The following is a 578-nucleotide window of genomic DNA, read 5'->3' on the forward strand; positions in this document are numbered from 1 at the left end:
CAACAAAGGAAATTTGAGTTTAATCTATCAGCTGACAGAACTGTCGACTTTGTCTGCGGCATCTTTGACGGCGGCTTTAGTAGCGTCGGCGGTGGCTTCAGCGTTTTTCTCAACCGTGTCCTGCAACTTCTTGGAGTCGTCTTTCGCCGAGTCCCACGCTCCCTCCACCGCCTCCTGCACTTTTCCGGCTACGTCCTTCCTGTCTTCCTGTGCTTTGCTCGCCGCGTCCTCCGCACCCGCCGACACCTTTCCGGCAGCATCCTTTATGTTGTCACCTACATTTTCTGCAGCAGAGAAAGCCTCTTTCTGGAGGCTTTCCGCACCTTCCTTGGCGGCTTCGAAGCCCTTCTTCGCGGCGTCGGTCCCATCCTTCACCGCATCATCGAAACTCGCCATAACCACAACACGTCTTCTTGCTTGGGTGAGTTTTGGTGAAGAAACACGAAGGGAAGAAGCAGAGGTCCGAGATTCGCGGAGGACGATGGGGAATTTGTTGGTGGAGTGGAGCTTTGTGAGAGAGCTTGTAAAGGCCATGCTCGCCATTGTATATTCCTGAGAGTTTTCTGTAAAGAATGTAT

1 protein-coding gene is annotated in these 578 nt (G+C 52.8%); it reads right to left on the reverse strand.

Going from position 1 to position 578, the window contains the following annotated elements; all coding sequences use genetic code 11:
* Positions 1-27: 27 nt before the first annotated feature.
* A partial coding sequence (locus GFJ41_RS17905; protein ID WP_206001603.1) for a hypothetical protein occupies positions 28-578 on the reverse strand: 551 nt, incomplete at its 5' end.

Source organism: Paraclostridium dentum, assembly GCF_012922555.1.
GTDB classification, from domain to species: domain Bacteria; phylum Bacillota; class Clostridia; order Peptostreptococcales; family Peptostreptococcaceae; genus Paraclostridium; species Paraclostridium dentum.